At 68.9% G+C, this 20963-nt stretch carries 17 protein-coding genes, 1 tRNA gene and 1 pseudogene; 5 read left to right on the top strand and 14 right to left on the bottom strand.

Going from position 1 to position 20963, the window contains the following annotated elements; all coding sequences use genetic code 11:
* Positions 1-17 precede the first annotated feature (17 nt).
* The 6 genes and pseudogenes from ACFVAV_RS05060 to ACFVAV_RS05035 form a co-directional block, all read right to left on the bottom strand.
* Positions 18-1163: an MFS transporter gene (locus tag ACFVAV_RS05060; protein WP_379031777.1), complete on the bottom strand. Its 1146-nt coding sequence runs from the start codon at positions 1161-1163 to the stop codon at positions 18-20.
* 81 nt (positions 1164-1244) lie between these two features.
* Positions 1245-1781, bottom strand: a complete 537-nt coding sequence (locus tag ACFVAV_RS05055; protein ID WP_379031774.1) for a pyridoxamine 5'-phosphate oxidase family protein — start codon at positions 1779-1781, stop codon at positions 1245-1247.
* 291 nt (positions 1782-2072) lie between these two features.
* A pseudogene (locus ACFVAV_RS05050) lies at positions 2073-2510 on the bottom strand (DUF5130 domain-containing protein); the annotation flags it as partial.
* 10 nt (positions 2511-2520) lie between these two features.
* A complete protein-coding gene (locus tag ACFVAV_RS05045) occupies positions 2521-2799 on the bottom strand; it encodes a hypothetical protein (protein WP_379030216.1) in 279 nt (92 codons plus the stop codon).
* A 72-nt stretch (positions 2800-2871) separates the two neighbouring features.
* Positions 2872-4476, bottom strand: a complete 1605-nt coding sequence (locus tag ACFVAV_RS05040) for a glycoside hydrolase family 13 protein (protein ID WP_379030214.1) — start codon at positions 4474-4476, stop codon at positions 2872-2874.
* Positions 4477-4653: 177 nt separating this feature from the next.
* On the bottom strand, positions 4654-5067 hold the full coding sequence (locus tag ACFVAV_RS05035; protein ID WP_379030211.1) for a globin: 414 nt from the start codon (positions 5065-5067) through the stop codon (positions 4654-4656).
* A gap of 185 nt (positions 5068-5252) precedes the next feature.
* On the opposite strand from ACFVAV_RS05035, the gene ACFVAV_RS05030 reads away from it, so the two are divergent.
* Positions 5253-5966 carry an HNH endonuclease gene (locus tag ACFVAV_RS05030; protein WP_379030208.1) on the top strand — a complete coding sequence of 238 codons (714 nt, stop codon included), beginning with the start codon at positions 5253-5255 and terminating at the stop codon, positions 5964-5966.
* Between the two features lies 1 nt (position 5967).
* Here the strand turns inward: ACFVAV_RS05030 and ACFVAV_RS05025 are convergent, their stop codons facing one another.
* Positions 5968-6537 carry a helix-turn-helix domain-containing protein gene (locus ACFVAV_RS05025; protein WP_379030204.1) on the bottom strand — a complete coding sequence of 190 codons (570 nt, stop codon included), beginning with the start codon at positions 6535-6537 and terminating at the stop codon, positions 5968-5970.
* 67 nt (positions 6538-6604) lie between these two features.
* On the opposite strand from ACFVAV_RS05025, the gene ACFVAV_RS05020 reads away from it, so the two are divergent.
* The gene (locus ACFVAV_RS05020; protein ID WP_379030201.1) at positions 6605-7303 is read left to right on the top strand and encodes an AzlC family ABC transporter permease; all 699 of its coding nucleotides are present in this window, start codon (positions 6605-6607) and stop codon (positions 7301-7303) included.
* 103 nt (positions 7304-7406) lie between these two features.
* Positions 7407-7727, top strand: coding sequence for an AzlD domain-containing protein (locus ACFVAV_RS05015; protein ID WP_379030198.1), 321 nt, complete (start codon positions 7407-7409; stop codon positions 7725-7727).
* Positions 7728-7892: 165 nt separating this feature from the next.
* Here ACFVAV_RS05015 and ACFVAV_RS05010 read toward each other — a convergent pair whose 3' ends face one another.
* From ACFVAV_RS05010 to ACFVAV_RS04980, 7 genes are all read right to left on the bottom strand, one after another.
* Complete coding sequence (locus tag ACFVAV_RS05010; protein WP_379030195.1) at positions 7893-8564, bottom strand: hypothetical protein; 672 nt, start codon at positions 8562-8564, stop codon at positions 7893-7895.
* Between the two features lie 5 nt (positions 8565-8569).
* Positions 8570-8995 carry an acyl-CoA thioesterase gene (locus tag ACFVAV_RS05005; protein ID WP_379031771.1) on the bottom strand — a complete coding sequence of 142 codons (426 nt, stop codon included), beginning with the start codon at positions 8993-8995 and terminating at the stop codon, positions 8570-8572.
* Between the two features lie 41 nt (positions 8996-9036).
* Entirely contained in the window at positions 9037-13911 is a 4875-nt protein-coding gene (locus tag ACFVAV_RS05000) for an NAD-glutamate dehydrogenase (protein ID WP_379030192.1), read from the bottom strand.
* 248 nt (positions 13912-14159) lie between these two features.
* The gene (gene ettA, locus ACFVAV_RS04995) at positions 14160-15836 is read right to left on the bottom strand and encodes an energy-dependent translational throttle protein EttA (RefSeq protein ID WP_379030189.1); all 1677 of its coding nucleotides are present in this window, start codon (positions 15834-15836) and stop codon (positions 14160-14162) included.
* 69 nt (positions 15837-15905) lie between these two features.
* Positions 15906-16469, bottom strand: coding sequence for a single-stranded DNA-binding protein (locus ACFVAV_RS04990; protein WP_379030187.1), 564 nt, complete (start codon positions 16467-16469; stop codon positions 15906-15908).
* A gap of 121 nt (positions 16470-16590) precedes the next feature.
* On the bottom strand, positions 16591-17553 hold the full coding sequence (locus ACFVAV_RS04985) for a serine/threonine dehydratase (protein ID WP_379030184.1): 963 nt from the start codon (positions 17551-17553) through the stop codon (positions 16591-16593).
* A gap of 11 nt (positions 17554-17564) precedes the next feature.
* Positions 17565-19631 carry a cytochrome c oxidase assembly protein gene (locus tag ACFVAV_RS04980; RefSeq protein ID WP_379030182.1) on the bottom strand — a complete coding sequence of 689 codons (2067 nt, stop codon included), beginning with the start codon at positions 19629-19631 and terminating at the stop codon, positions 17565-17567.
* 135 nt (positions 19632-19766) lie between these two features.
* Here ACFVAV_RS04980 and ACFVAV_RS04975 point away from each other — a divergent pair.
* Positions 19767-19840, top strand: a tRNA-Arg gene (locus tag ACFVAV_RS04975).
* A gap of 98 nt (positions 19841-19938) precedes the next feature.
* On the top strand, positions 19939-20871 hold the full coding sequence (locus ACFVAV_RS04970) for a tyrosine-type recombinase/integrase (RefSeq protein WP_379030179.1): 933 nt from the start codon (positions 19939-19941) through the stop codon (positions 20869-20871).
* Positions 20872-20963 lie beyond the last annotated feature (92 nt).

Genomic DNA, 20963 nt, shown 5'->3' with positions numbered 1-20963 from the left:
GATGGACCTCTCTCTTTTCATACGGTGACCGGTTCGCGACGGCGAACCGGGGTGATCAGGAGGGCGGCGGCGACGGTGAACGCCAGGCCGAGGGCGAAGTAGCTGCGGTAGCTGTCGGTGAGGGCGTGCACGACGGTGGCCACGCCGAGGCCTGCGGCGGCGGCGAGCTGGTGGATCACCCAGGCAGGCGCCAGGGTGCGGCCCATCCGGGCGGGGTCGAGACCGCGCGAGAGGATCGCCATGGTGAGCGGGATGACCGGGAACGACGCGACACCGAACAGCACGGCCACCACGACCAGCGCCTCCGGCCCCGGCACGAACACCGCGGGCAGCAGCGCGGCCAGGCGCACCGAATACAGCACCCGCAGCAGGGTTTCCGGCGGGTACCGCCGCAGCAGCCGCACCAGCGCCGCCGAGGTCACCCCGGCCGTCAGCGCCGCCAAGGCGACCAACCTGCCCGCACCCGTCACCGACCAGCCTTGCTCCACGGCGTGTTTCGGCAGCATCAGCACGACGACGTACAGGGTCGCCGCGTGTAACCCGAAGGACACCAGCACTTTCCACCGATCGGCCAGCGACTCGCCCGCACCGGGGACCCTCGCCGCCCGCTGGTCGTCGGGCAGCAGCAGCCACAGCACGGCGGTGGCGGCCAGCCCGATCGCGCCGAGCAGCGCGAAGGTGCCGCGCACGCCGATCGGTTCGAACAGCGCCGTGGCCGCCCACGGCGTGATCAGCTGCCCCAGATTGATGCCGATCGCGGCCCTGGCCATGGCGGGCCCCGCCTGCGCACCGTGCGCCCGCCCGAGCAGGGTGGTCACCGTGAGCGTGGAGGAGGAGGCGAAGCCGAGTCCGCCGAGCACCATGTAGGCGGCGACGAACTGCCACGTCTCGGTCACCATGGCCAGCACCAGATAGCTGCCCGAGATCAGACTGAGCCCGCCGATCAGCACGAGCTTGGGCCCGAGCAGATCGAGCAATCTGCCGATCCCGTGCTGAGCCAGGCCGGTGACCATGGTGCCGAGTGCGGCGGCCACGGCCAGCGCGGTCGCCGAGACGCCGTAGACCGCGGCGGTGGGCGCGAAGAACACGCCCATCGTGAAGTTCAGTCCGAACGACACGGTCATCGCCGCCAGTCCGGCCCAGGCAAGGTGCGCACGCCGCATGCCTGTCACATCCTAACTCTCTAAATACATTTTAATGGTTACAACTGGACAGCAGTCGACGACATTCCGCCGCCACGGAAGTCAGTCGCGCACGGAATCGGTTCGCAGCCGGGCGATCTCGCCCTCGAGCTCGGCGATCCGATCACGCAGGACCTGCATCGCCTCGGCGACCGCGGCCCGCGGGTACAGCGGCGGAATGTGCTGGCGGCAGTTCCAGTCGAACGCCTCGACCTCGATCAACACCGCCCGCTCGACCTGTGCGCGGTAGCCGTCGACCACGAGCGAGGCGAGGAGTTCGGGATCCTCGGCGGCCTCGACCACCCGCGCCCGCCCGAAGATCTTCATCCGCGACTGCGCGGCGTAGTCCATCAGGAACAGTGAGACCCGGTCGTCGTGATCGAGATTGCCGCGACTGATGTACTGCTTGTTGCCGCGGAAGTCGGCGAACCCCAGCGTGTGTGTGTCGAGCACCTTCAGGAATCCCGGTGCGCCGCCGCGATGCTGGATGTACGGCCAGCCGGTCTCACCGACCGTCGCCAGATAGAAACTGTCACGCTCGCCGATGAACCAGGCCTCGTCGGGCCCGATCCGATCGGCCACCTCGGGCACCTGCGCCATCCGCTCATAGCTGCGCAGGCTGCCGTGGACGCGCTGATGCTCGCGCACCAGCGGAGTGAACGCGACCTGCGCGTAATGCCCGGTCATGACTGCCCCTTCGCGTGATTGCCCATGACTCGATCCCTCGCGATGATTCCATCGTTCTAACCTGTAATCAATAGTTGAAAGGTTATACGGGCGCGTTTGATTCCCGGTTCGGGAAAGAACTTCGGAATCGGGGTGCAGGGCGGGAAACACGAACGGCGCGGTAAACAGGGTAGGTGTTCGCGCCCGTAGGGAGTGGAGGGGGTTGCGGGCGTTCGCCGCGGCCCACGAGGGGACGGCGGAGATCAGGCCGTCGATCAGGTTGCCCTGACGGAACGACGCCAGCGCGGCGGTGACGCCCAGCTGGCAGATTCGGTCGTTGGCCCGCTCGGCGACGTTCGCACCGGACCGCACCTCGATCGCACCCTGGTTCGGCGAGACGGCGATGAGTACCGAGTCGGCCGCCTCGGAAGTGTTCGGCAGGACCGCGTCCGCGCCGGCCGCCGGGTCGTTGCCGAGATCGCCGAGGTAGATGTTGAAGCGGACCTTGGTCGCGCGGGTCGCTTCGGTGAGCGCGTTGTCGAGCATGATGCGTTCACGGTCGGTGAACGGCACCTCGTCGAAGACGGTGCCCGACTCGTGCACGCCCGACACCCGGCCGCTGCTGGTCAGCGCGGACCCGTGCGGCAGGTCGGCCTCGACCACCGCGGGCCACTTAGAACTTGCCACTTGCCCGGCCTCCGATCAGCTCCGCGTTCGCGGCTTCGAGAGCCGCATGGCTGCCATGCGACTCGGCGGTGTGGTGACCCGCCGCAGCGGTCACCTCGTCGGTAGCGCTCCACAGCACCGGCGAGTGGGTCCACTTCTGCCCGAGCGCGAAGTGGGCCGGCTTGTCACCGGGGAATGGCTTACCGAGATAGGACAAACCCGCGATCGCGAAATAGATCGCGGCCGGGATGCCGACGAAGATCAGCACTGTCTCGAGAATGCTCACGGTCCAACGGTAGACGATGCTGTGTAGTAGTTCATCCTCCGGCTATCCGAACGCCCGCGTGTCCGGCCGTCCTCACACCAGCCAGGCCGCCGCGTTCGCGGGCAACCGGTCGTCGACGATGGGCGCGCTGGCCAGCAGAACCTCCCCCGGCGGCAGCTGGATCGGCCCGTCGGACGCGTTGAGCACGCAGACCAGCCCGCCCGGCCTGCGGAAGGCCAGGCAGCCGTCCGGGCTGCCGTACCACTCGATCCGGTCGCCGGCGAACTCCGGCCTGGTGCCACGCAGATCGATCGCCAGCCGGTACAGCGACAGCGTCGAATGCAGGGTCTCCAGCTGGGCTTCCACGGTGCGGTCGGCCCAGTCCGCGGGGATCGGCAGCCACGCCTGCTCGGCGGCGGTGAACCCGAACGGCGTGCTCGCGCCCTCCCAGGGAATCGGCACCCGGCAACCGTCACGACCGCGCTCGGTGTGCCCGGACCGCTCCCACACCGGGTCCCGCAACGCGTCCTCGGGCAGATCGTCGACATTGGGCAGACCGAGTTCGGCGCCGTTGTAGACGAACACCGCGCCGGGCAGCGCCAGCTCGACCATCATCATCGCCCGCGCCCGCGCCACCCCGGTCCGGCCGCCGCCGTAGCGGGTGACCTCGCGCTCGATGTCGTGGTTGGACAGCGTCCAGGTCGGTGGCGCGCCCACGTCGCTCACCGCGTCGAGGGAGAACGTGATCGCCTCGCGCACCCCCTCGGCGGTGAACGGGGCCTCGGCGAGGCGGAAGTTGAACGCCAGGTGCAATTCGTCCGGGCGCACGTATTCGCCGAAGCGGGTGTTGTCGTCGACCCACACCTCGCCGATCGACACCGCGTGCGGGTAGTCGCCGAGGATCGTGCGGATGCGGCGGTGGATGGCGTGCACACCGGGGTTGTTGAAGCGGGGATCGTCGTCGTCGTGCACCAGCATCTTGGTCTCGACCCTGGCCATGTCGGGCAGGCCATCGGGCTTGGCCATGCCGTGGGCGACGTCGATCCGGAAACCGTCGACCCCGCGGTCGAGCCAGAATCGCAGCGTCTTCTCGAAATCGGCGGAGACCTCGGAGTTGTCCCAGTTCAGGTCGGGCTGTTCCGGCGCGAAGATGTGCAGGTACCACTGGCCGGGCTTGCCGTCGGATTCGGTGACCCTGGTCCAGGCCGGGCCGCCGAAGATGCTCGGCCAGTTGTTGGGCGGCTCGGCGCCGTCCTTCCCGCGACCGTCGCGGAAGATGTAGCGGGCCCGCTCGGGGCTGCCCGGCGCCGCATCCAGCGCCTCGGTGAACCACGGGTGCTCGACGCTGGTGTGGTTGGGCACCAGATCCATCGTCACCTTGATCTCGCGGTCGTGTGCCTCGGCGATCAGCTCGTCCAGCGCGGCCAGCCCGCCGAACAGCGGGTCGATGTCGCGCGGATCGGACACGTCGTAGCCGCCGTCGGCCTGCGGCGAGCGCATCACCGGACAGATCCACAGCGCGTCGACGCCCAGTAACTCCAGGTAGCCGATCTTCTCGCGTACACCGCCCAGATCGCCGACACCATCACCGTCGGAGTCGGCGAACGAGCGCGGATAGACCTGATAGAACACGGCGGTTGTCCACCACGGAGCGGTGCTGTCTTCCCCCGGCACCGGCGAGGCAGGTGTCTGTGTCACATCCGCAATATTGCCAAAGATTGCCCGCAATATTCCTGTGGCGCGAGACTTTCTTCGAATCCGGCAAATCACCAGCGTTTCGCCACGCCGGACCGAAACACCGGGGTAAACGTCGGCATCGATCCGAAACCGGGCCGCCACCTGCCGGTCATCAGCGAACGCGCGGCACCCGCACCCTCAGCCGGGCGCGTTTTGCAGGGATGCCGCGGCCATCTGGAAGTAGTCCATCAGCGCCTTGCGGTGTTCGTCGTCCAGAATCGATGGCTCGATCTCGCCGATGGCGATCGTCATGCACCGCAGCCACGCGTCGCGCTCGAGCGGCCCGATGACGAACGGGTTGTGCCGCATCCGCAGGCGCGGGTGCCCGCGCTCGTCGGAGTAGGTGCGCGGACCGCCCCAGTACTGTTCGAGGAACATGCGGAACCGGCGCTCGGCCGGGCCGAGGTCCTCCTCCGGATACAGTGGGCGCAGGATCTCGTCGGCAGCGACCTCTCGATAGAACACGGACACGAGGCGCCGGAACGTCTCGGCGCCGCCCACCGCTTCGTAGAACGAGGTCGTTGTCTGCTCACCTGAAGTCACGTGGTCCATTGTGCCCCGATGACCTGGCGGGCGGCCCGGCGGCAGCCTCGGTCACGAACGCATGGCCCTTCAACCACAGTTCACCCGAAAGTTTGAAAAATAGCCGTGCAATACCGGCAGAACCATGGTCAACTGGGGGGCAGTATCGGCCCCAGATACCACATGATCCTGCCAATCATGAAATTGAGGTCAAGATGAAGCAGCGACCAGGCGCCCGGTCACACGAGGCGCGCGCGCACCGACAACTCCAGCCCGCCGACGTCCACAATCGTGGCTCGGGGGCCATTCCGCTGCATATCTTGTCCGATCACCATCCGGGCGCACACGGTCATCACGACCTGCCGCATCACCCCACGCCACTGCACCTCGCCGGAGACCACGACGCCGCCGCCTGGCGCAAACGCCGGGTCCTCCTCCTCAACGCCACCTACGAACCGCTCACCGCGCTGTCCGCGCGTCGCGCTGTCGTGCTGCTGATCTGCGCCAAGGCGGACGCGGTTCACGACAATCCCGAAGCCCCGGTCCTGCATTCGGCAGGCGCCGCGGTCGCGATTCCCTCCGTCATCCGGCTGCGCACCTATGTGCGCGTGCCCTATCGCGCCCGGGTCCCGATGACCCGCGCCGCGCTCATGCACCGCGACCGCTATCGCTGCGGCTACTGCGGCGGCAAAGCCGAGACCATCGACCACGTGATCCCCCGCAGTCGCGGTGGCGAGCACTCGTGGGAGAACTGCGTCGCCAGCTGCGCCCCGTGCAACCACCGCAAAGCCGACAAGATGCTCACCGAGCTCGGCTGGACGTTGCGCCATCCGCTGGTCTCCCCCAAGGGCCCGCACTGGCGGCTGCTGTCCACCACCGCCGACCTGGATCCGATCTGGTTGCAGTACCTGGGCGAAGGAGCCGCCTGAGTCAGGGGCTCTCGATGACCATCGAGGCCCAGGTACCCGGTTCGAGCGCCTCGAAGATGTGCGGTAGATCGCCCAGGTAGCGGACGTAGTCACCGGGGCCGATTTCGATGGGTTCGTCCGCTGGGCCGACCAGTGCCCGTCCCGCCGCCAGGACGACGTGTTCGACGACGCCCGGGTTGTGCGGGTCGGAGCGCCGGATGTGACCGGGCTCGGCCGCGATGCGGTAGACGTCGCAGCGGGTGTGGGACTGGCCCGCTGCGAGCAATGTCACTCGATAGCCGGCATCGGCCGACGGCACCGGCGCGCCCTCGTCCGCGCGGATCACCTGGACATTGGGCCGCGGCGGATCGAGCAGCCGTGAGAATGGCATCTCGAGTGCGACGCACAGCGCCCACAGGGTTTCCAGACTGGGATTGCCGGTGCCCGATTCCAGTTGCGACAGTGTGGATTTCGCGACGCCGGCCCGGCTCGCGACCTCGGTCAGCGACAAGCCTGCGCGCGCGCGTTCGCGTCGCAGTGCCGCCGCGATCACCGCTTGGGGTGGTCCGGCGACCGGGTCCTGCCGGTCCATCGACGCCTCCTGGGGGCTGGCGGTTTCGCGTTGACTTTACCCAGCCCTCGCGTTCATTATGAGAAACATGCGTTCGATATGGCGAACACTCGATCGGCGAACCGTCACCGCCGTGGCCGCGGCCTGCTTGGCCGTCGGCCTGTTCGGCGTGTCCTACGGCGCCTCGACGATCGCGGCCGGATTCCCGGTGTGGATGCCGATCGTGATGGCGGTGACGGTGCTGGCCGGCGGGTCGGAGTTGCTGTTCTTCGGCATTGTCGCCGCCGGTGGCAGCCCTCTCGCCGCTGTGGTCGCCGGGCTGCTGCTCAATGCCAGGCACCTGCCATACGGTCTGTCGGCGCCCGAGGTGTTCGGCCGTGGCTGGAAGCGGGTGCTCGGCATCCATGTCTTGAACGACGAATCGGTGGCCTTCGCCACCGCTCCCGGTGATCAGGAGCGCAAACGCGCCGCGTACTGGGCCTGCGGCATCGGCGTCGCCCTGTGCTGGCCGCTCGGCGCGACGCTGGGCGCCGCGCTGGGCTCGCTCGTTCCCGATACCTCGGCGCTCGGCCTGGACGCGGTGTTCCCGGTGATCCTGCTCGCATTGATCCTGCCCGCGCTACGCGATCGCGCCACCGTGCGCCCGGTGCTGGTCGGTGCCGCGCTCGCGGTGGTCGTCGCACCGTTCGTGCCCGCCGGGCTGCCGGTACTGATCGCGCTGCTCGGTCTGGTGCTCGCGCTGCGGCCACCGGAGAAGACCGCCGAGCCGGCGGCACAGCCATGCTGACCGCCACCACGCGGGCGATGCGCATTGCTACCAACGGCAGGGGCGTTGTTCTCGGATCGCTGTCCACGGACGATCAGCCGACAGCACCGCGGCGGTACGCGCCGTGAACACGCCGTACCTGCTGCCCGCGATGCTCGCGCTCGCCGCCGGCACCTACGCGTTGCGCTGGACCGGGCCCGCCCTGCGGCATCGACTTCGCCTGTCGGCCAGGACGATCCACCTGCTCGACACCGGTGCGCTGATCCTGCTCGCCGCGCTCGTGGCAACCGCCACCCTGCCGACCGGGTCCGGTGAACTCGGCGTCGCCCTGCCCGCCGGTGTCGGCGTCGGTGGTGTGCTCGCGTGGCGTCGCGCTCCCCTGCTGGTCACCGTGCTCGCGGCCGCGGCGACGACGGCGCTGCTGCGACTGGCCGGCGTGCACTGATCCCTGCCGACACGTTCAGCTCTACCCAGATCTCGTCCGTGGCGCGGCGCCGATCTCATCTGCCTTCAGCATCCGACAGGACGCGCACCAGAGGCCGCGTCAGCTTTCGACCGGACGCACTCACGGGCCACCCAGTCAGGGTTCGATGGCGGCTGTGATGCGATTTCAGCTGGGCGACAGCGGGATTCCGCCGCCCAGGCGGCGTGCGACAGAGCCGTAGCGGGCATCGAGACGCAACCAGGTGCGGGTCGCGCGGACGCGGACCAGTTCCGTGGGCTGGATCCGGCGCGACTCGGTTTTCTCCCCCGCATGCGGGATGAAGTCCATGGCGGCCAATGCGAAGACCACGCGCATCGGGACTTCGACCGCGAGGTCACCCGCGCCGGTGACCGTGAGAACCGACTGGTCGAGCAGCGACGCCGGCGGGCCGTGGGCGCCGCCGTGTTCGCGGGCCACCTCGGCGCCGCGCTCGGCCAGTTCGACCAGCGCGCGAGCCGGGACATCGTCGATGTGGGTGAAGCCTTCGGTGGGCGGCAGTGCGCCACGCCACGCCGAGTCCATCGAGTAGCCGAGGTCGACCGGATGACCGGTGCGCAGACCGGCCAGCACCATGTCGGCGCCCACGGTGACATCGTCGACGCCGAGCTCGGCGGTCACCGTGCGCACCGCGAGGGTTTCGAAACCTGTTGCCACCCAGGCGGAGACGAGGCTGGAGCCCCGCCGCCGCAGCCGCACGACGGCGGCGGGATCGAGCCGGATCGCCCGGGTGAGGAAGGTCGCCAGGTTCTCGCGTTCGGCCGGGTCGGGTGCGTGCAGCACCCGCTGTTCGGAACTCACGGACGTCAGGCCCGCCACAGTGCCAGGTAGTCGCGTTCGGTGTCGCTGAGCCTGCGCAACCGCTGGGTCTCGATGTCGAACGCGGCGAGCTGGGTGGTCGCGGTGACCGCGGGCGGCGAATCCGGGGCGGCGCCGTCGGCGCGTACCTCGTAGCCGATGGTGAAATCGACCGCTCGCAGCTGCTTGACCCACATGGCGATGTCGAGCGGGGTGTCCTCGTGGCGTAGCTGACCCCGGTACTTCACGTGCAGGTCGACCAGCACGCAGCCCTGCCTGCCCATCGAGGCCGTCGGCTTGTCCTCGTCGAACAGCCACGGAATCCTGGCCTCTTCCAGCAGGGTCACCATCCGCGCGTGGTTGACGTGCTGGAACACGTCCATATCCGACCAGCGGATCTCGACCTTGGCGTGAAAACGCTGCGGCAGAACCAGGTCCGCCGCGGGCACGGCCGCGTTTCCGTTCGGCGAGCTCGTCACCGTGGTACCTCCGATTGGGCGCCCACCCCGCTCACCATGCTCCGCACCTGTCGCGCGGCGACCGACAGTGTGGCGAGGTCGTGGGTCCCGGACTCGAACAGTTCCGACAGCGCCGCGCGCGCACGGCCGAGCCGGGACTGGTTCTTCGACTCCCAGTATGCAATTTTCTCGTCGGCCGTCTCCTCCGGGTCACCCCCGGACAGCACATCCAGGGTGAGCGAGCGCAGCGAACCGTACATGTCGTCGCGCAGGGCGAGCCGCGCCAGCGCGTGCCAGCGGTCGCCACGTTCGAGGTGGCTGACCGCCTCGAGCAGCCAGTCGATCTTGAGGTGCTCGTTGAGCGCGTAGTACAGCGCGCCCACCTCGGCGCCGTCACGGTCGGCGATATCGGCGATATCGACCACGTCCAGCAGCGGATACAGGCTGAGCAGACCGAACACCTCGGTCGCCAGCTCGGTCGGCGCGCCACGGGCGATCAGCTCGGCCGCGCCCTGGGTCAGCGAGGTGATGTGGTGCCCGCGCAGCCAGCCCGGCACCTGCGGTGCCAGCTCCTGTACCCGGCGGTGGTACCGGTTGATCTCCGCGCCGACCGCGATCGGCTGCGGCCGGTTGCTCAGCAGCCAGCGCGAGGCCCGGTCCAGCGTCCGCTTGGACTCCAGTTCCATCAGATCGCACACGCCGGCGGGGGCGTCGGCGCTGCGGATGCGCGCCCACACATCGCGCAGCTCGAAGATCTCCGAGGCCGCGGCGAAGGCGCGGACGGTGTCGGAGGTGCTGGCCCCGACTTCTTCGGCGAGCCGGTGGGCGTAGGTGATGCCGCCGTAGTCGACGACCTCGTTGACGATCATCGTGGTGACGATCTCGCGGCGCAGCCGGTGCTTCTTGATCGCGGCGGCGAACCGCTCGCGCAGCGGCGTCGGGAAGTACCGCGGCAGCCGTCGCGCGAAGTAGGCGCTGTCGGGCAGATCGGTGTCGAGCAGATCGACCTTGAGCCCGAGCTTCACATGCGCGAGCAGGTTGGCCAGCTCCGGCGAGGTGAGGCCGCGGCCCTCCTCGTCGCGCCGCTTCAGCTCGACGTCCGACGGCAGCGCCTCGAGCTCCCGGTCCAGGCCGCGGCGCTGTTCGAGATCGTCGATGACCCGGCCGTGCACGCTGACCATCTGCGGCGCGTCGGTGCGCGCGATGCCGATCAGCACGTTCTGGTCGACGTTGTCCTGCAACACCATCCGCGCGACCTCGTCGGTCATCGAGGCCAGCAGCGGATTGCGGTCGGCGGGCGCGAGCGCGCCCGCGCTCACCACGCCGTCGAGCAGGACCTTGATGTTGACCTCGTGGTCGGAGCAGTCGACGCCCGCCGAGTTGTCCAGCGCGTCGGTGTTCATCTTGCCGCCCGAGCGGCAGAACTCGATCCGGCCCAGTGCGGTGGCGCCCAGATTGCCGCCCTCGCCGATCACCTTGACCCGCAACTGATTACCGTCGACGCGCACCGCGTCGTTGGACTTGTCGCCCACCTCGGCATTGGATTCGGTGCCGGCCTTGACGTAGGTGCCGATGCCGCCGTTCCACAGCAACTGCACCGGCGCGAGCAGGATGGCCCGCACCAGTTCCGGCGGCGTGAGCGCCTGCACCGCATCCGGCAGGCCGAGCACTGCTCTGGCCTGCGGGGAGATCGGCACCGACTTCACGGTCCGCTCGTACACGCCACCGCCCGCGCTGATCAGGCTGCGGTCGTAGTCGGCCCACGAGGAACGCGGCAGTGCGAACAGCCGCTCGCGCTCGGCGTAGGAAGTGGCGGCGTCGGGATTCGGGTCGAGGAAGATGTGCCGATGGTCGAACGCGGCGACCAGCCGGATGTGGCGCGAGAGCAGCATGCCGTTGCCGAAGACGTCACCGCTCATGTCGCCGACGCCGACGACGGTGAAGTCCTGACTCTGGGTGTCGATGCCCATCTCGCGGAAGTGGCGCTTGACCGCCTCCCACGCACCCCTGGCGGTGATGCCCATCGCCTTGTGGTCGTAGCCCGCCGAACCGCCGGAGGCGAACGCGTCGCCGAGCCAGAAGCCGTAGCTGGTGGCCACGTCGTTGGCGATGTCGGAGAAGCTGGCGGTGCCCTTGTCGGCGGCGACCACCAGGTAGGTGTCGTCACCGTCGCGACGGACCACCCGGGCGGGCGGGAGCACCGCGCCCGTGGTCAGGTCGACATTGTCGGTGACGTCGAGCAGCCCGGAGATGAACGTGCGATAGCAGGCGGTGCCCTCGGCGATGCTCGCCTGCCGGTCGGCGGCGGGATCGCCGGTGGCGGCGGGCGGGCGCTTCACCACGAAGCCGCCCTTCGCGCCGACCGGCACGATCACCGCGTTCTTCACCGCCTGCGCCTTCACCAGGCCCAGGATCTCGGTGCGGAAATCTTCGAGCCGGTCCGACCAGCGCAGGCCACCGCGGGCCACCGAACCGAAGCGCAGGTGCACGCCTTCGACGCGCGGCGAGTAGACGAAGATCTCGAATTGCGGTCGCGGCTTGGGCAATTCGGCGATCTCGCGCGGCTCCACCTTGAACGAGAGGTACTCACGCGGCCGACCCTCGGCGTCGACAACGTAGTAGTTGGTGCGCAGGGTCGCCTTGATCAGACCGAGGATGGCGCGCAGGATGCGGTCGGCGTCCATGCTGACCACTTCGTCGATCCCGGCCCGCACCCTCGTCTCGATCTCGGCGGCGGCCTCGGCCGAGACGGTAACCGGATCGAAGCGCGCCGCGAACAGCTCGACGAACGCGCGCGAGACCTCGGGATGGGCCAGCAGCACCCGGGCGATATTGACCTGGCTGTACGGGAAACCGGCCTGCTGCAGGTACTTCGCGTACGCGCGCAGGATCGCCACCGAACGCCACGCCAGGCCGGCCCGCAGCACCAGCTCGTTGAGTCCGTCGGCCTCGGCCCGGTCGTACCAGACCGCCTCGAACGCATCGGTGAACCGGGAGTGCAGCTCGTGGCTCGCCTGCTCGAGCAGTTCGGCGTCGAGATCGCCGCCGAGCGCGTTGCGCAGCAGCTCGGGCCTGGCCTGCAGGCCGAAGTCGTAGATCCAGCGCTCGGCGCCGCCGTCCATCTCCAGCTGGTAGGGCCGCTCGTCGACCACCTCGACACCCAGGCTCTGCAGCACCGGCAGCACCTGGCTCAGTGAGACGGCCGCGCCGGCGATGTAGAGGCTGAACCGCCACGAGCCCGGCGCGGCCTCCGGCTTGCGGTACAGGTGCTGGCCGATGCCGCCCTCGGTGAGCCGTTCCAGCCTGCCGATATCGGCCAGCGCCCGGGCGGGACCGAAGTCCTCCTTGTAGCTTTCCGGGAACGCGTCCGAATACCGTTTCACCACCGCGGGATCCAGCACGGTGGAGGTGGCGACCTCGTCGTCGATCCGGTCGTCCCAGGTGTGGCTGGCCGCGTTCAGCAGGCCCTGCAGGCGCAGCCGGTTGTCCTCGGAGGTGTCGGGCGCCGCGGTGGCATCGGCAGACAGCGTCACCGTGAAATACACACTGGCGAGCTCGCTTTCGCTCACCCGCGCGGAGTAGTCGATGTCGGTGCCACCGAGCTCGCGCACCAGGATCTCCTGCATCTGCAGGCGCACCGCCGTGGTGTAGCGATCCCGCGGCAGGTACACCATGCAGGCGACGAACCGGCCGTATCTGTCACTGCGCAGGAACAACCGCACCTGCCTGCGCAGACCGACGCCGAGCACGGCGACGGCGGTGCGGCGCATCGCCTCGGTGTCGGCGGAGAACAGCTCGGTGCGCGGGAACGACTCGATCACCTCGAGCATCGCCTGCCCGGAGAAGGAGTCCTTGTCGAATCCCGCCGCCTCGATCGCGGTCCGCACCCGGGTGTTGATGACCGGGATGTCGAGCACGTTCTCGTGTACGGCGCTGACGGTGAACACGCCGATGAACAGGTGCACGCCCGCCACGGTGCCGTCGTCGTCCACGTCGGCGACGCCGATGAAGTACGGGTACACCGAGCGGTGCACGGTCGCGCGGACCAGGCCCTGGGTAAGCATCAGCAGCGGGCGGTCGCCGCCGTTGAGCGGCACCTGGAAGTCGGTGCCGGTATCGGCGCGCAGCACCCCGAGACTCACGCCGGGCACCGGCGTCGACACGGTGTGGCCGTGGTCGATCTGGCGGTGGTAGCGCGCGTACCCGAGCAGCGTGAAGTTGCCGCGGGCCAGCCAGCGCAGCAGCTGCGCGCACTCGGCCAGGTCGTCGGCCGGGAACGGACCCGCGCCTGCGGCCGCAGCGCGATCGAGCTGGTCGGCCAGCGAGCTCTGCACCTGGGTCATCGCCTCGGTGTCGTCGATGACCTGGCGAACGTCGGCGAGCACCGCGGGCACGGTCCGCTCGATGTGGTCGAGCTGGGCCCGGCTGGTCGACGGATGCAGCTGCAGGTGCATCCACGACTCGGGCTTCCCGGTCTCGCCGTTGGCGTCGACCTCGTGCGGTGCCGCGGTGACCAGCACGCCGTGCTCGTCGCGGGTGACCTCGAAGATCGGGTGGATGACCTCGGTGACGCTGACCTGCATCCTGGCCAGCGCCGCGGTGATCGACTCGACCAGCAGCGGCATGTCGTCAGTGACCACCTGCACCGCCGCGCCCATGCTCGACCCGTCGTCGGGATGGTAGACCCGCACCAGCGCCGTGCCGGCGGGGCGTTCGGCGGCCAGCTCCATGTGTCGCCGGAAGATCTGGTTGATGCCGGTGACCGGGAAGTCGGCGTCACCGGCGTCGACGTGTCGGAAATACGCTCCCTCGAGTGTCGCGAGCTCACCGCGCAAGCTTTGCGGCATTCCCGCGGCCCACGCCGCGCTCGACATTTCCGACGAGACCGTCATCGTTTAGCCCACTCCCATGGATTCGGTTCGCTTCGATTCCGCAACTCAGGTGACGCAAATTCGAGACTAGCCGCGGGCACTTGGACACGCGGAAGGTTTTTCCCCTTGCCGCGCCGGTAACTTGGCCAACGTTCGGTGAACTCCGGACACGCCCCGGCTACCAGCACTTTTCGCGCACCGACGACGACGGCCCGGCAGGATCGATCGTTCACCGATCGACCCCGCCGGGCCGTTGTGCGCGCCGCGAATCAGTCGCGGGTCAGCTTGCGGTGCGTCACCCGGTGCGGGCGGGCCGCTTCCGCGCCGAGGCGCTCGATCTTGTTCGCCTCGTAGGCCTCGAAGTTGCCCTCGAACCAGAACCACTTGGCGTCGTTGTCGTCGTCACCCTCCCACGCGAGGATGTGGGTGCAGGTCCGGTCGAGGAACCAGCGGTCGTGGGAGATCACGACGGCGCAGCCGGGGAACTGGTCGAGCGCGTTCTCCAGCGAGCTGAGGGTTTCGACGTCGAGGTCGTTGGTCGGCTCGTCGAGCAGGATCAGGTTGCCACCCTGCTTGAGGGTCAGCGCCAGGTTCAGGCGGTTGCGCTCACCACCGGAGAGCACCCCGGCCGGCTTCTGCTGGTCCGGGCCCTTGAAGCCGAACGCGCTGACGTACGCGCGCGAGGGCATCTCCTGGTTGCCGACCTCGATGAAGTCGAGCCCCTCGGAGACGACCTGCCAGACGTTCTTCTTCGGGTCGATGCCCGCGCGGTTCTGGTCGACGTAGCTGAGCTTGACCGTCTCGCCGACCTTCACCTCGCCGCTGTCGGGCGATTCCAGGCCGACGATGGTCTTGAACAGCGTGGTCTTACCGACACCGTTGGGGCCGATGACGCCGACGATGCCGTTGCGCGGCAACGTGAACGACAGATCCTTGATCAGCTGACGATCGCCGAAGCCCTTGTCCAGGTTCGACACGTTGACCACGATGTCGCCCAGGCGCGGACCCGCGGGGATCTGGATCTCCTCGAAGTCCAACTTACGGTGCTTCTCGGCCTCCGCGGCCATCTCCTCGTAGCGGCCGAGGCGGGCCTTGTTCTTGGCCTGGCGGGCCTTGGCACCCGAGCGCACCCAGGCCAGCTCCTCCTTGAGGCGCTTCTGCAGCTTCTGGTCCTTCTTGCCCTGAACCTCGAGACGCTGGGCCTTCTTCTCCAGGTAGGTGGAGTAGTTGCCCTCGTAGGGGTAGGCGCGACCACGGTCGAGCTCGAGGATCCACTGGGCGACGTTGTCGAGGAAGTACCGGTCGTGGGTGACGGCCAGCACGGCGCCCGCGTAGGAAGCCAGGTGCTGCTCGAGCCACAGCACACTCTCGGCGTCGAGGTGGTTGGTCGGCTCGTCGAGCAGCAGCAGATCGGGCTTGCTCAGCAGCAGCTTGCACAGCGCGACACGGCGACGCTCACCACCGGACAGGTTGGTGACCGGCTCGTCCGGCGGCGGGCAGCGCAGCGCGTCCATGGCCTGCTCGAGCTGGGAGTCGACGTCCCACGCGTCGGCGTGGTCGAGGAACTCCTGCAGCTTGCCCATCTCGTCCATGAGCTCGTCGGAGTAGTCGGTGGCCATCAGTTCGGCGATCTCGTTGAAGCGATCCAGCTTCACCTTGACCTCGCCGAGGCCCTCCTCCACGTTGCCGCGGACGGTCTTCTCCTCGTTCAGGTGCGGTTCCTGCATGAGGATGCCGACTGTCGCGCCCGGCGCGAGGAACGCCTCGCCGTTGTTCGGCCGGTCCAGTCCCGCCATGATCTTCAGCACGCTGGACTTACCAGCGCCGTTCGGGCCGACCACACCGATCTTGGCGCCGGGCAGGAAGTTCAGCGTCACGTCGTCGAGAATGACCTTGTCGCCGTGCGCCTTGCGAACCTTGATCATCTGATAAATGAACTCAGCCATATACGGAAGCCTATCGGTGCGGGTAACGGGGGTGAGATGCGGAGCGGGCTGGGTGCCGCGGAGCGACCCTCAGGCGTCGACCTGCTCGGGCATGCCTGAGCTCGGCACCGCAACCGGCGATCGCGCCGGGAGGGAATCCGCCGCGGTCGTAGAGGCTACGGCAGTGGGTGCCGTCGGCGCATACTCGGCCACGTCCTCGGCGGAGACCGGGAGTACAGCGCCACGGCGGTCCGAAATATTCCGCACCGCGTGTGGCGCCGGCCGGGCAGCGTCGGAGCGGCGCACGACCGACGCGCTGCACCGGCCCAGATCAGGCCCCACCGCGACCGCGCGCATCTCCAGATCGCGGCGCTCGGTGCCGTCCTTGCCACGGTATTCGTGCGAGCGCAGCTGACCGTAGGCGATCACCGGGTCGCCCCGGTGCAGCGACCGGTCCACCCCGGTCACCAGCCTGCGCCAGCAAGACACCGTGAGGTAGAGGGTGCCGTTGTCCACCCATTCCCCCGCCGCGGCGTCGAAGCGGCGTGAGTTGCTCGCCATCCGGAACGTCACCACCTGCTCGCCGTTGGCGAGATCGCGCCGCACCGGATGGGTGACCACCGTCCCGATCACCGTCGCATGTGCCTCGTACATCGAACCCGCCCCCGCTCGGTCGTTGTTGCTCTGACCATCCAAGGATGGCCCGTCGCGCCGGGGAACGGGAGGCCGCGCCCGCAGGTGGGGACAACTACGGCGGTTGTGGATATCGCCCGTGTCAGAGCACGGGGAGTTCGGTGTTCGCCCCGCACAGGACGACGACCGGCCGCACACCCGGCTCCGGGCGGTACACGCCGCTCTGCACCGCCGCCAGGGCGGCGGCACCCTCGAGCTCGACGACGACGCGGAATTCCCGCCACAGGTATTCGCGGGCCGCGGCGATCGCGTCGTCGGCGACCGACAGCACGGGCATCCGGTGCCTGCGGGCGATATCGAAGGCGATATCGCCGACCCGCGTCGCGCACAACAGTTCGGAGCCCCTCGACTGCGCGTCCACGTCGACCGGCGCGCCCGCCGCCAGCGCGGCCGAGAGCGCCGGCGTGTGCTCGGACTCGACGCCGACGATGTGCCTGCGCCTGCCCAGCGCGGCGCCAAGGCCCGCGATCAGGCCGCCGCCGCCGATCGCGGCCAGCACCGGCGGCCTGCCACGCACCTGTTCTTCCAGCTCGAGGCCGATAACGCCCGCACCGGCGACCACCGCGGGCATGTCGTAGGCATGCAGATGTTCGGCGCCGCGTTCGGCCGCCAGGGCGACGGCCTTGCGCTGGGCCTCGGCATAGCTCGTGCCGTGCCAGAGCACCTCGGCGCCGTGCGCCCACATCGCCGCGACCTTGGTGTGCGGCGCCGATTCCGGCACCACCACCGTGCACGCCTTACCCAGCTGCGCCGCGGCCAGCGCGACCGCGATCCCGGCATTGCCGCCGGAGGCGACGACGACATGGTCGGCGCCCACATCGGCGGCGAGCAGCGCGTTGAGCACGCCGCGCACCTTGAACGTGCCGCCGTGCTGCAGGAACTCCAGCTTCAGCGAGACCGGCACCGGTCCGTCCGGTCCGTCCACCCTGGTATGGAACACCGGCGTCTTGCGCACCCGGCCCGCCAGCCTCCGCCGCGCCGCCCGCACATCAGAGCGGAGTACCCGCGGCGGTTCGGCGCGGTCGGTCGATTCGCTGATCGGCACCCCGCATCCGCTCACCGGCGGACCTCGCGGTCACGTCGCGCCAGCTCGGCGTACATCGCGTTGTAGGCGGTCAGCTCGGCGTCGTTGTCACGGTCGGCGGCCCGGTCGGTGCGCTTGGCCAGCCGCTGGTCGCTGCGCGACCATTGGATCAGCAGCGCCAGCATCACCACGACCAGCGGCACCTCACCACTGGCCCAGGCGAAGCTGCCGCCGTTGCGCTGGTCGGCCAGCAGGTCGATGTTCCAGCCGAGGCCGAGGGTGCGGTAGAACCAGCCGCCGAGCACCGTGGTCATGCTCATCAGCGCGATGCCGAAGAAGGCGTGGAACGGCAACGTGCCGAACACCATTCCCAGCTTGGTCAGCGGCGCCACCTCACGCGGCTTGGGATCGATGCCGATCACCACCCAGTAGAACAGGTAGCCGCTGAGCAGGAAGTGCGCGTTCATCATCAGGTGGGCGGCGTGCGAGTCGACCGAGGCGTCGAAGATCCCGCCCAGGTACAGCGCGTAGAACCCGGCGACGAAGATGATCGAGGCGACGACCGGCTGGGTCAGGAACCGCGAGACCGGGTTGTGCACCGCGGCCAGAATCCACTCACGCGGACCGGGCACTCCCTCGCGCCCGGCCGGCGGCAGCGCGCGCAGCGCGAGTGTCACCGCACCGCCGAGTGCCAGCAGGATCGGCGCCAGCATCGACAACGCCATGTGCGCGCCCATGTGCACGCTGAACATCGCCGGGGCGTAGCGCCCGACACCCGAGGACGTGGCCAGCAGCAGCACCAGGCAGCCGCTGCACCAGGCGATGGTCCGCCCGACCGGCCAGGCGTCGCCGCGCTTGCGCAGACGGTAGACCCCGAGCAGGTAGAGCGCGGCCAGCACGATGGCCAGGGTTCCGAAGATCAGGTCGAACCGCCAGTCGAACAGCAGCCGGCTCACGGTCGGCGGCCCGGCGAGGGTGTAGCCGAGTTCCACTTCGACCGGCGTCGGGATCGCGGTGGGCGGCGGTGGCGGGGTGCGGCCGAGCCCGACGGCCAGGCCGATGGTGGCCGCGAAGATCAGCATCTCCACCCCGGCGAACCGGATCAGCGCCCTGCGGTCGCCCGGGTCGGCGGCCAGGGCGGGCAGCGCGGCCCGGCGCTGCAGATAACCGAGGACGCCCAGGACCAGCAGCGCCGCCACCTTGGCGAGCACCAGCTTGCCGTAGGTGGTGCTGAACAGGTCCGACACGGGCAGCCGCACCCAGGCGTTGATCACCCCGCTGAGGCCGATCACGACGAAGGCGACGGTCGCGGCGAGCGAGAACCGCCGCGCCGCGATCTCGGTGCCCGGCCCGCCGCGCAGGGCGTAGGCCAGCACCGCGACCAGGCCGCCGACCCACACCGACGCCGACACCATGTGCAGGATCAACGAGTTGGTCGCCACATCGTGGGCGCCGCCCGAGGACGAATGCCCGGTCAGCGCCAGCGGCATCATGGTGATCAGTGAGCCGGCCAGCAGCAGTGGCGTCCAGCCCCAGCGCAGCGCCAACCGGCAGCCGATGGCCACGATCAGCGCGAACAGCGTCGTCGTCCGCCACGCGCCCGCCACTTCGACCTGCGCGATCACCGGCCACAGCACCTCGGGCCGCCAGATGTCACCGACCGGCTGACCGGTGGTGTCCGACACCGTCAGCGGCACCAGCAGCGCGGCACACGCGGCCCAGACCAGCGCGGCGGCCGAGGCCCGGCGCACCGCGCGGTAGCCGCCCGCCTCGAGCAGTCCGCTGTCGCGCGGGGGCAGCAGGAACGCGGCGAACAGCAACGAGCCGACGGTCACCGCGGCGGCGAGATCGGCCACCGCACGCAGCGCGGGCAAGCCATATGTTGTCAACGGCCCCGGATCGGGTATACCCAGCAGACTCAAGGCTTGCGCCGCAGACAACCCGACCACGACGGCCGCGACGAAGGCGGCCATCGCACCCGCGACGACACTCAGCACCCGGAAGGACACGGCGTTCCCTGTCGGCGCCGCCCGACCCGCTGCCACCGATGGCGCGCCGTCCTCGGCGGGTCCAGCGGAGGGGTCCTGCGATAACGACATGACAACGAGGGTAGTTCGGCGTGCCCGGAGCCGCCCCGATGGGGCGTCGCTCCCGACCCCGGATCTCGATTTGGTCGGTCGCTATACTTTTCGCGCTGGACACCGGGGCCGAGTTCGGCCAAGGTGGATGCCACTGCCTCCGTAGCTCAGTTGGATAGAGCAAGGGCCTTCTAATCCCTAGGTCGCAGGTTCGATTCCTGCCGGGGGCGCAAACGGCTCCTGACCTGCAAGAATTGCCGGTCAGGGGCCGTGACTCACTTCAGCACAAAGCTTCAACAGCTAGAAACATCGCAGGTAGAGTGGCTGCATGAGCCAGGACCTCGACGACATAAAAGAGCTCCTCGAGGACTTTACGAGCGAGCTGCGGCAGCAAAACAAGGCCAAGGGCACGATCGACCTCTACGCGCGGGACGTCGGATACTTCCGCAAGTACCTAATCAGCGAGAATCTGCCGCCCACCCTCGAATCCCTGACACGTCAGCGGCTCGGCGCGTACATCGAGCACACGCTCAATCGCCCGAATCAGCGCACTCAGAAGCCGGTGACGCCGGAGTACGCGCACCGCCAGTACCGCAGCTTGCAGCAGTTCTGCAAGTACCTTGTTCGCGAGGAGCTCCTCGAGGTGGACCCGTTCGCGAGGATGTCGCCTCCGATCGTTCCGGAGAAGAAGATCCCGGTTCCACCGGTCGACGCGTTGCGGAAGCTGCTCACTGATTGCGACGGCACATCCTTCGACGACCGGCGCGACTCTGCGATCATTCGGCTGATGGCCGACGCCGGCCCCCGCATCGGCGAGGTCGCCAACCTCGATCTCGACGCCCTCGACTTCACAGAGAACACCGTGATGGTCCTCGGCAAGGGTCGTCGGCCGCGCACGTTGCCGTTCGGCGACAAGACACGCACCGCCCTACGCCGGTACCTGCGCGCCCGATCCAAGCACCCGGCTGCGGCGAACGACAGCCCTGCCCTGTGGCTCGGTCGGTTCGGCCCGATGACAGCCTCTGGCATCCAGCAAATGATCGAGAGGCGCGCGCAAGCCGCGGGGATCGACCACATCCACCCCCACCAATTGCGGCACTTCTTCGCCCACAACTGGCTCGCCAACGGTGGCCAGGAACAGGACCTGATGATGCTGGCAGGCTGGCGATCCAGGCAGATGCTCAGCCGCTACGGCGCGTCGGTCGCCGACGAGCGGGCCAGAGATGCACACCGCAGGGCGCGGCTGGGAGACCAGCTGTAACGGCGCGGGTCCGGCAGTACAGATCAGGACAACCTGCTACCAGCGGATTATGAGATCAAACACTTTCAGCGTTGTGCTGACCTGCAACGACA

Source organism: Nocardia sp. NPDC057663, from assembly GCF_042799895.1.
Classification (GTDB): domain Bacteria; phylum Actinomycetota; class Actinomycetes; order Mycobacteriales; family Mycobacteriaceae; genus Nocardia.
The sequence above is the reverse complement of the archived record's forward strand: the minus strand, read 5'-3'. Positions and strand labels throughout refer to the sequence as shown.